12 protein-coding genes are annotated in these 10076 nt (G+C 51.7%); 5 read left to right on the top strand and 7 right to left on the bottom strand.

All coding sequences use genetic code 11. The features are described 5' to 3' along the window. Positions 1-208: 208 nt before the first annotated feature. Together EVJ30_RS05520 and EVJ30_RS05515 are read right to left on the bottom strand one after the other, a co-directional pair. The gene (locus tag EVJ30_RS05520; RefSeq protein WP_131456024.1) at positions 209-1225 is read right to left on the bottom strand and encodes a PTS sugar transporter subunit IIC; all 1017 of its coding nucleotides are present in this window, start codon (positions 1223-1225) and stop codon (positions 209-211) included. A 128-nt stretch (positions 1226-1353) separates the two neighbouring features. After that, a complete protein-coding gene (locus EVJ30_RS05515) occupies positions 1354-2427 on the bottom strand; it encodes a M42 family metallopeptidase (protein WP_131468328.1) in 1074 nt (357 codons plus the stop codon). Between the two features lie 136 nt (positions 2428-2563). On the opposite strand from EVJ30_RS05515, the gene EVJ30_RS05510 reads away from it, so the two are divergent. The 4 genes from EVJ30_RS05510 to dhaM all read left to right on the top strand — a co-directional run bounded on the left by EVJ30_RS05510 (position 2564) and on the right by dhaM (position 4919). Beyond that, positions 2564-2866, top strand: coding sequence for a PepSY domain-containing protein (locus EVJ30_RS05510; RefSeq protein ID WP_131456020.1), 303 nt, complete (start codon positions 2564-2566; stop codon positions 2864-2866). A 104-nt stretch (positions 2867-2970) separates the two neighbouring features. Further along, positions 2971-3948, top strand: a complete 978-nt coding sequence (gene dhaK, locus EVJ30_RS05505; protein WP_131456018.1) for a dihydroxyacetone kinase subunit DhaK — start codon at positions 2971-2973, stop codon at positions 3946-3948. Positions 3949-3967: 19 nt separating this feature from the next. Beyond that, complete coding sequence (gene dhaL, locus EVJ30_RS05500; RefSeq protein WP_131456017.1) at positions 3968-4558, top strand: dihydroxyacetone kinase subunit DhaL; 591 nt, start codon at positions 3968-3970, stop codon at positions 4556-4558. 1 nt (position 4559) lies between these two features. Next, positions 4560-4919: a dihydroxyacetone kinase phosphoryl donor subunit DhaM gene (dhaM, locus tag EVJ30_RS05495; protein WP_131468326.1), complete on the top strand. Its 360-nt coding sequence runs from the start codon at positions 4560-4562 to the stop codon at positions 4917-4919. Between the two features lie 143 nt (positions 4920-5062). Here the strand turns inward: dhaM and EVJ30_RS15135 are convergent, their stop codons facing one another. The 3 genes from EVJ30_RS15135 to trmB all read right to left on the bottom strand — a co-directional run bounded on the left by EVJ30_RS15135 (position 5063) and on the right by trmB (position 6772). Next, entirely contained in the window at positions 5063-5485 is a 423-nt protein-coding gene (locus EVJ30_RS15135; protein ID WP_161568818.1) for a hypothetical protein, read from the bottom strand. 24 nt (positions 5486-5509) lie between these two features. Continuing rightward, positions 5510-6019 (bottom strand): hypothetical protein, encoded by a 510-nt coding sequence (locus EVJ30_RS05485; protein ID WP_236633357.1) that lies wholly within the window; start codon positions 6017-6019, stop codon positions 5510-5512. A 105-nt stretch (positions 6020-6124) separates the two neighbouring features. Beyond that, complete coding sequence (gene trmB, locus EVJ30_RS05480) at positions 6125-6772, bottom strand: tRNA (guanosine(46)-N7)-methyltransferase TrmB (RefSeq protein WP_131456011.1); 648 nt, start codon at positions 6770-6772, stop codon at positions 6125-6127. 136 nt (positions 6773-6908) lie between these two features. On the opposite strand from trmB, the gene cydS reads away from it, so the two are divergent. Then, positions 6909-7019, top strand: coding sequence for a cytochrome bd oxidase small subunit CydS family protein (cydS, locus tag EVJ30_RS15485; RefSeq protein ID WP_438802343.1), 111 nt, complete (start codon positions 6909-6911; stop codon positions 7017-7019). Positions 7020-7064: 45 nt separating this feature from the next. On the opposite strand, the gene EVJ30_RS05475 is transcribed toward cydS, so the two are convergent. Both EVJ30_RS05475 and pulA read right to left on the bottom strand, forming a co-directional pair. Continuing rightward, on the bottom strand, positions 7065-7859 hold the full coding sequence (locus EVJ30_RS05475) for a phosphotransferase family protein (RefSeq protein WP_070329440.1): 795 nt from the start codon (positions 7857-7859) through the stop codon (positions 7065-7067). A gap of 50 nt (positions 7860-7909) precedes the next feature. Continuing rightward, positions 7910-10075: a type I pullulanase gene (pulA, locus tag EVJ30_RS05470; RefSeq protein ID WP_201739062.1), complete on the bottom strand. Its 2166-nt coding sequence runs from the start codon at positions 10073-10075 to the stop codon at positions 7910-7912. Between the last annotated feature and the right edge of the window lies 1 nt (position 10076).

Here is a 10076-nt window from a genome sequence, read left to right as displayed (position 1 = left end):
TATACTTTTTGTACATAGGGGCACCTCCAAAGTTATGGTTTGGTCACTTTAACTTTATCAGAGGTCGCCCCTATCTGTTTAGTCCGAAATGCGTGAACGAACCCATAAAAATGAGAAGAGGCCACCGTTAGCGAACAAGTCGCTCCCGGTGGCCTCTTTCTTATAAATCTACTGAGTTATGTCCCAGCCTCATTTTTTGTGTGTCGGTTCAATATTCGATTTTCATATCATTCGGCTGAATCCGGTTCATCCGGGTCAATACTTGATATACCGCATAGCTGAGTATGGCCGGACCGACTATCAAGAAACCGAAGACGACGATCAACGTATGCCAACTGAAGCCCATCGTTTCGAGCATGACGATCGGACCGACGAGCCCGCTCGTCCCCATCCCGGCCCCTGCCGCGACACTCTCTAATTCAAACAGCAAGATGGCGATCGGGGCGAGCACCGCACCGGCAACCGTCGGGGGCAGTAGGATCCATGGATTTTTGACGATATTCCCGACTTGAAGCATCGATGTGCCGATCCCTTGGGCAACCGCTCCACCGATACCGTTGTCCCGGTAACTCGTGACCGCGAACCCGACCATTTGGGCCGCACAACCGACCGTCGCCGCACCGGCGGCGATTCCGCTAAGCCCGAGCATGAGCGCGATGGCCGCGCTTGAAATCGGGGCCGTCAACGCGAGACCCATGAGCGTCGCGACGATGACGCCCATAATGAGCGGTTGTTGTTCAGTCCCCCACTCGATCCACGTGCCGAGTTGGGTCATGAACAGACCGACATATTTCCCGATATACGTCGCACTCAAGTAACCAATCGCGATCGTCGTGAATGGCGTCACTAAAATATCAAGCTTCGTTGACTTCGAGACGAGCTTGGCCAGTTCGACCGAAAGAAGCGTCGCGACATAACTACCCGCCGGCCCGAACTCATAGCCGAACGTCCCGACGACGAGCGCTGAAAACAAGATGAGCGGCGGAGCCTGGAGCGCATAGGCGATCGCAATCCCGATGGCCGGTCCCGTCAAACTGATGGCGACGTCTCCGATTTGTTGGAGTGTATCGCCGAGACCGCTAACGCTCGTACCGAGCAGTTGTCCGCCAATCGTCTTCATGATCAACCCGATAATGAGTGTACTGAATAATCCGAGTGCCATATAGCTGAGCGCCGTCACAAAGTAGAGTGACGGGCTGAGCGTGATCCCTTTCTTCTTGAGCATGGGATTCACCCCTCTTTCTATTGTCTTGTCAGCCGTAAAGTTTATGTCTTCACACTTTTCTCAGTATAATCTTTTTCCGGTAAATATCAACAGGAAAAAACGCCACTCGGTTAAAGTGGCGTCGTTCATTAACGGGATGCGCGGAGCGTTTCCATCGTCGAACGGTCTAACCGTTTGACGAGCGCTTTTAGAAGCGCTTTGGCCGCATCGTAGTCATCCGTGTGCAAAATCGAGGCGTGCGTATGAATGTAACGGGCTGCGACGCCGATGACGGCGGTCGGCACACCTTGCCCACTCATATGAATACGACCTGCGTCCGTCCCACCTGGTGACACGAAGTATTGTGTCTTAATGTTTTCATCTGACGCTGTATCGAGCAAGAAGTCACGCATTTCCGGAGACATGACCATGACGCGGTCAAAGATCCGGATGAGCGCGCCTTCGCCGAGCTGACCGAATTCCGTCTTATTGCCGGAAGCATCATTGGCTGGCGACGCATCGAGCACGAGCGCGACGTCCGGCTGAATCATCTCGGCAGCCGTCTGGGCTCCGCGCAGGCCGACTTCTTCTTGGACAGTCGCACCCGAGAACAAAATGTTCGGATGATCTGCTTTGGTCGTCTCTTCGAGCAACTCGACGGCGAGACCGACGCCGTAGCGGTTGTCCCATGCTTTGGCCATAATTTTTTTCGGATGGTGGAGCGGAGTGAATTCACTCGTCGGCACGGCAGGAAGTCCTGGCCGGACGCCCCATGACTCCGCCTCTTCTTTTGAGTCGGCTCCGATATCGATGAACATCTGCTTGATTTCCATCGGCTTGTTCTGCGCCTCAGGCCCAAGTAAATGCGGAGGCGTCGAGGCGACAACACCCGGGATTTTCCCGTTCGATGTTACGATGTCGAACCGTTGTGCCATCAGTACTTGGCTCCACCAGCCGCCGAGCGGTTGTATGTACAGCATGCCGTTCTCTGTGATCCGTGTGACCATGAACGCGACTTCATCCATATGACCGGCGACCATGATGCGTGGTCCCGACTCGTCCCCGACTCGTTTCCCGAAGATTGAACCGATTCCGTCCATCATCACATCATCGACGTGCGGAGTGATCCGGTCACGGACAAATTGACGAACTTCTGATTCGAAGCCGGGCGCTCCTGGCAATTCCGTCAACGTCTTAAATAATTCTCTCGTTTTTTGTTCCATTTTATTTCATCCTTTCACTCGTTCTGGTCTCATTATATACAGAATATTTCGATGGAAGCGAATGCTTTTCATTCCAATGGGGTACAGGTTTTGGTACGATGTACATGATAGCCATAGTTCAAGGGGAGGTAGTCATATGAAGAAAAGGTATTGGTTAGTTGGAATCGGGGTTGCCGTCGTTGCCGCACTTATGACGAAAAAAGTGTTAGATGAACGAAGCTTATCGGCTGAAGATGCGCTCGAGTACACGAAACGGGCGTTTTCAGCGAAAGGTCACGTCCAAGGCGCATGGATCTCGGCATCACCGGAGATCTATACTTATGACGGTCGTGAGTATGATGTTTACAAAGGCGGGATTTCGGTCCTCGAGAGCGACGAAGAAACGACGTACCAATTCACGGTCGATTCAGAGACTGGCGCTTTACTTGAATATGTATGAGACAAGGTCGGCGAAACAATTCGCCGACCTTTTTTGTTTAGTCCGTTCGAAAGAGTGGAAAATTGAAAATGGTAGTTTTCAAACTTAAAAAGGAGTGATCCCACGTGAAAAAACTGATTGGTGAAGCAAGTGAACTTGTGTCGCAAATGGTCGAAGGGATGGTACACGCCCATCCTGAACTGTACGGTCGCGTCGAAGGGGTAAACGTCATCTGCAGAGCGGACGGCGCCAAATCCGGAAAAGTCGGACTCGTCTCAGGTGGCGGAAGCGGGCATGAACCTGCACACGCCGGTTACGTTGGCGATGGGATGCTCGACGCCGCTGTTTGTGGTGAAGTGTTCACGTCCCCGACCCCAGACATGGTACTCGAAGGCATCAAAGCGGCGGACGGCGGCAACGGTGTGTTGCTCGTTGTCAAAAACTATTCCGGTGATGTCATGAACTTCGAACTGGCCGGCGAACTTGCCGACGCCGAAGGGATCAAAGTCGATCACGTCGTCGTCGCTGATGACGTCGCGATTTCAAATAAAGAAGACCGCCGTGGCGTAGCAGGCACGGTGTTCGTGCATAAGATTGCCGGAGCCGCAGCAGCGAGCGGGAAGTCATTGGAAGAAGTGAAAGCGCTCGCTAAAAAAGTCGCAGCTCACGTCCGCTCGATGGGAATGGCGGTCGAGCCGTGCTACATGCCAGTGAGCGGTAAACCTGGCTTTGACTTGAACGAGGAAGAGATGGAAATCGGGATCGGGATTCACGGCGAGCGCGGTGTCGAACGGAAACCGACGACCGACGTCGATTCGATTGTCGACGACCTGCTCGAACATCTGACAAAAGAAGTCGAGCCTGGAGAAGTCGCCGTCATGGTCAACGGTATGGGGGGGACACCGCTCTCTGAGCTTTACGTGACGTACCACTTCGTTGCCAAAAAATTAGAAGCGGCTGGTTACACGTTAAAACGTAAATACGTTGGTAACTATATGACATCTCTCGAGATGCATGGTTTCTCCATCACCCTGTTACCGCTCGACGATGAATTGACAAGCTATCTTGACGCGCCATCAGCGGCGCTCGGTTTCAAAATCTAACAAACGAGGTGTTTAATCGATGTTGACGATTGAAGGGTTCAAACAAGCGCTCCGACATGCCCAATCTGAGATTGAAGCGAATAAAGATACACTGACAGACCTAGACCGGGCGATCGGGGACGGTGACCACGGTATCAATATGTCACGTGGCTTTGATGCGGTCGTTGCGATCCTCGACGATGAGTACGCTTCTCTCGGTGAGTTGAGTAAAAAAGTCGGTATGACGCTCATGTCAAAAGTCGGCGGTGCGGCCGGCCCACTCTATGGCTCGGCATTCGTCAAGGCAGCACCGAAATTTGGTGACGCGACCGAGGCCGACTTCGCGCTCGTGAAAGAAGCGCTAGAGGAAGGGACGGCTGCGATCAAAGCCCGAGGCAAGTCCACCGCCGGGCAAAAGACGATGGTCGACGTCTGGGAGCCATTTTTAGACGGTTTGAGCGAGTCAGATAACTTTACCTCAAAGTTGGATCATCTCGTCAATGAGACGGAAAGGATGGTGGCGACGAAAGGCCGCGCCTCGTACTTCGGAGAGAACTCTCGCGGTACAATTGACCCTGGCGCGTTGTCCAGTTCAATCGTCTTGAAAGCGATTATGAAGGAGGTCGGTTAACATCGTAGAGCTCATCATCGTTTCGCATAGCGCTAAAATTGGTGAAGGGATTCAAGATTTGATGAAAGAGATGGCTCCAGCCGTTCCGATTCATCTTGCGAGCGGACTAGAAGACAGCAGTATTGGAACCGATGTGACCCGTATCCTCGAGGCCATCGAAACCGTCGACAAAGAGGCACTCATCCTGTCCGATATCGGATCAGCGACGATGAACGCTGAGCTTGCTATCGATATGTATGAAGGCGATAAGAAAATCAAGTTCTATGACGGCCCGATCGTCGAGAGCGCGTTCGTCGCAGCCGTCTCTTCAGGAAACGGCATGGGTCTTGATCAAATTATGGAACAGTTGAAAATGACGTAAAAAAAGAGCCAATTCGCGAAAAGCGAATTGGTTCGTCTTTTTTTATGTTCGATGACCTTGAGGCGCTCTGCCCGGCACAAGATTGAAAAAATGGTATGTATACGGTCTCTCCAGGCCAGTGAACTGGCCAGCTTCTTCATGTTTTATGCGGTGGCTGCCATAAGGTTGGCGCGATGGACGATGGAGAAGTCGACATGGCGGTCAATCTTACGGACGAGGTGGTTTTTCGGGACCAACTGGTCTAACGAGGCGTCGGTGCGGATCGGTTCATGATGATTCCCTTCCTGTTCGGAGGCGGTGACGGTCCATACATACCGTTTTCCGTTTTCATCGGTTCTAAGAACATATCCAGGGCTTTTTTCGTCGGCCATCGAGGCCTCAGAAAAAGACAAACGGCCGCCAGATGGCGACCGTTTGCGTTGCTCGTCCGACGGCGCCCCGACTCCTGCAGGAAAGCAATCCAACGGAGACCCAGCAGCGACGCGAGTCGCGATGCGGCTCCGGGATTGCCTGCGGAAAGCGTGGGCGCCGGAAGGACGAGCGATTCTATTGATGTTAGTCAACAAGCTGAAGAGCCTCTCGGCTCTTTTTTAACGTGGATTATCGTTTTTCTCATAAATCGGATTCATGTAATCTGTTGTCGAGTAGAAGCGTGGTACGACGAAGAAAAGAATGAGCGCCGGAACCGCGATTAAGAGCAACATGATCAGGACCGGCAACCAGTAGATGATCTGTTGACCGAGCATGTCGATGTTCGCGTCCGAAAACTCGGTCGCGCCTTCGACTTCGACAAGGTCAGCCGTCGTCAGAATCTTGTTGTCCGTCGCATCGTAATAATGGAACTCCGTCTTACGTGTGATGAAGATGCCGTCACGTACCGTATCGAGTTCGACGACCGCTGCGATGACTTCGTTGCCGTTCGAGTGCGTGAGCGTCTCTTCTTTGACGATCTTAGCCGTTCCTTCTTTATAGTCGTAATGCGTCGCTTTCAAATCCTCTTCGAGTGCGTCTAAGAACGCCTCGTTTGCCGAGGTATTGAGTGGTGCGATTGTTAGAATGAAGATTACTGCAAGCAGGCTTGCCCATGCTTTTTTCAACATCCCCATATTCCCCCTTCTCTAATTCCAATTTAGCGTCATTCCTATTGTACCAAGAAGAAAGAAAAAAGTGTGAAGAAAATGCTATCAAAATAAGAAAAAAGCGTGTCAAGTTTTCGGTCGGAACGCTGCTTCCATCCGGTAGATCGGCTGACCCATGGCGCTGAAGCGCTCTTCGTACTCGGTACGAACGTTGTCACCCGGTTCATTCACGTGCAAATCGAGTGAAATATCCGTGAAGTACATGCCGTATTGGCTCATGCTCTCGAGCGAATATTCGAACAGCCCCCGGTTGTCCGTCTTAAAGTGGATTTCGCCCCCACGAGGCAGAATCGCTTCGTATGTGGCCAAAAACGTCTTATACGTCAAGCGGCGCTTCGCATGTCTCGTCTTTGGCCAAGGGTCCGAGAAGTTCAAGTAAACGCGGTCGACTTCCCCTGCTTCGAAGTAATCGACGAGTTGCTTCGCATCGACGGTCAAGACGCGTACGTTTGGCATCGGCGTTTCGACGAGTTTTTGGACGATCGAGACGGCAACGCTCTCGAATAGCTCGATGGCGATGAAGTTGGCGTCCGGGAACTGTTGGGCCATCCCAAGAACGAATTGCCCTTTCCCAGAACCGACCTCGATAAAGAGTGGATTGTCGTTACCGAATTCGGTTTTCCAACCTCCTTTCAACTGTTCGGGATTCGTGATAAATACATGTTCTTGGGCCTGCATGTAATCTTTAGCCCAAGGTTTATGGCGTAAGCGCATTGAAATCCTACCTTTCGTTCATGAAATGTTCAAGTTTCTGCTGACTGAGCCGCTTCACGCGAGCAGTCCCCTTGCGATTATACACGAAATCATTGTTTAATGAACATGAATCATCCCTCACAAGGAGGTTAAATCAATGAGCACGTTAGATCAATTCTTAATCTTTTATGCGGCCCCGCTCACGTTTTTCGGCGCCGTCATCGCTACGTTCGTCTGGGCGTACTTTATGAAACCTGAAGATGTCTGATGTATATCGAAAGGGATGACTCACATTCGTGAGCCATCCCTTTTTTCATTGCGTCCGTTCATCCGCTTCGTCGAGAAGCTCACGAAGCACGGTCAAACCTTCAGCTCTTGCCATGGCGCTCTGTTCACCATAGATGGTCAACACCGTCTGGGCAATCGCGTACCAGTGCATCCGGTAATGCAGATCGGCGGTCAGCGTGATCCCGTAATGACTGAACCACTCTTCCCAATCGACTTCATCGACATAGCTATAGACGACCATCGCCAAATCAAACGCGCGATCCGCGATAATGGCGTCGTCCCAATCGGTCAAATAAAGAAGTCCCGACTCATCCTCAATCCAATTATTGTGATTGAGATCAGAGTGACAAACGACCAGTTCGCGCTCGTCATCGGGCAGCCGATGGTCTGATAACCAACGGACCGCCTCATCGATCGTCTCATCTGCCTCATCCTGCTCATAGGCGGCACATTGCCGGTACAACAGTTCTGAAGTGACCGGTGTATGGTTTAACTGCTGTAACATGAATAATAGCTCTTTCGAATGATGGATCTTTCCGAGTTGTGCCGCCACTTCGGACCGTTCCATGTCGGCTGGCGATAACTCGCGACCTTCGATGAACTGTTGGGCACTGAGAACGTCTCCGTTGAACATCCGCTTTGTCCATAATAGTTTCGGGACGATGCCTTCGGCGGATAGAATCGCTAAAAATGGAGACGAATTCCGTTTAACAAAGATTTTTTGTTGGTGCGTCGTCGCTACGTACGCTTCACCCGTAATCCCGCCTGCGGAAGCCACTGTCCACTCTTCACCGAGGGCACCGATTATATCTGAATACATGTTCATCACGCTCAAATCTCATTGGAAGTTAAAAAGATACAATCACAATATTAACACGCGATAATCGTCATTGACAACGACTCGACTTGAATCTGACTCGGGTTTCGAACAATCGGCGTCAAACTCGCCTTATCCCCTTGCACATATACGTTCCAGTCGCCTTCGGCTTGGAACGTCACTTGCTCGAACGTCCCGTTCAAATACACACGTACTCGCTGCCAAGCGTCGTAAGAATGGCTCGCTGTCAATTCGTAAGCGATCACGCCAGGTGGCGACGGGAGAAACTTGAACTGCTCGACCACTTTTTGGCGGGTATCATATCGGAAACACGTGTGGCGCCGGCGTAACTTGAGTAGCGTTTTCACATACTCCACTTCTGTCGCCCGACTGTCACGAAGGTCCCAATCAAAATGATTGATCCGGTCAGGGGAGTTGTAGCTGTTCTCTACGCCTTGTTTCGTCCGACCGAACTCTTGTCCGGCGTGAAGGAACGGAACGCCTTGTGACGTGATGACGATCGCCGTGGCCAGCCGTTGCATCCGTAACCTCGTCGTCTCATCCGTATCCTCACAAGCGAGTAGCAGTTTATCAAACGTCGTATAGTTATCGTGCGCTTCCACATAATTGATCGTATATTGCGGACTCGGGAACCGACCGACGGTGACGTTCGGAATCTGAACGGCACCGGTGATGCATTCACGAAGTTCCCACTCCCGCCATTCGTTCCCGGATACGAAGCCGCGCTCGCGCTCGTTGAACGATGAACCTTTCAGCGCATCTCGCATCATGTCGTTAAAATGACCAATCCGTGGCATATGGGCCGCATTGTGGGAAGACGCCTTCAAGGATGGACCGAGTGGTGTCGCCAAATCCCAACCTTCTCCATAAATCAAGATCGATCGGTCGACTTTATCAAGCGACATTCGAACTTGGTTCATCGTTTCCACATCATGGATCCCCATCAAATCGAATCGAAAACCGTCAACTTGATACGTCGTCGCAAAATAAGTGATGCAATCGACAATCATGCGACGCATCATATACCGTTCAGACGCTGTATCATTCCCGACACCAGTACCGTTTGCGACCGTTCCGTCGTGCTCATACCGGAAATAATAATACGGCACGAGCGCTTCGAGCGATGACTGTTCACGAATAAACACATGGTTCATGACGACATCGACGACGACGCGCATCCCGGTTTTGTGTAACTCATTCACCATTCGGGCATATTCGAGCACTCTTGTTGTCGGGGTGCTTGGATTTGAAGCGTAGCTCCCTTCTAAAGCGAACCAATGAATCGGGTCGTACCCCCAGTTATAAGGCATGCGTGTCAACTCGTCGACACTGCCGAAGTCATGGACCGGGAGCAATTGCAAATGTGTGACGCCTAACTCTTTCAAGTAATCGAGACCGGCACTCTTGTTACCGGTCGTCCGAATCCCGGTTTCGACGATGCTGCCATACAATCCGTTTAGACGGCTCGTCGAAGCTGGGTGGCTGGTGAAGTCGCGGATATGAAGTTCATAGATGACGGCGTCAGTCGCTTTTCGGAGCGGCGGCCGTAACACCGGTTCAACGTGTTTCGTAATCTCGGCTTCGACATCGACCAATACGCCAAATTCGCCATTCAGGCTGACGGCTTTCGCGTAAGGGTCGACGATATCGTTCGTTTCGACCGGTGTTTTGACGTGAAGACGATACAGCAACCCTTCGTAACCTTTCGGCACCTCGGCATGCCAGACGCCGCGGGTACCGCGCATCATCCGAAATCGCTCGATTTCCCGATGCGTATCTTCATCATGCACCGTCACCCAAATCGAGAAAGCGACAGGCGACCAGACGAATACGTCAATCACATTTATGCCAAAGAGGAGTCCGAGCGGTCCATCGTAGGCGTATCTGCGTTCAAACTCATTCGTCTGGACAATTTCTCTCGGGACGACCACGATCGTTTTATGTCCAGGATGAAATACGGTATAAACCGATTCCAGCGTTACCGGGCGTGCGAGACGAATATCCCGTTCAATCGTCCCGGTCTCAGTTGATCGTTCTTCGAGCACCACGTAAGTGACAGGGCGCCCGTTTTGTTCGATTTGTACTGGAATAGACTCATATTCGGCGATGACTTCGAGTCGAATCGTCTCAAATGAGAGGAGCGTTGCCCGCTCGATCGTCACATGCGTTGTCGCCTGTTGGTCAGGTGTGTGATACATA

Source organism: Exiguobacterium sp. SH5S13, assembly GCF_004337085.1.
GTDB classification, from domain to species: Bacteria; Bacillota; Bacilli; order Exiguobacteriales; family Exiguobacteriaceae; genus Exiguobacterium; species Exiguobacterium aurantiacum_A.
The sequence above is the reverse complement of the archived record's forward strand: the minus strand, read 5'-3'. Positions and strand labels throughout refer to the sequence as shown.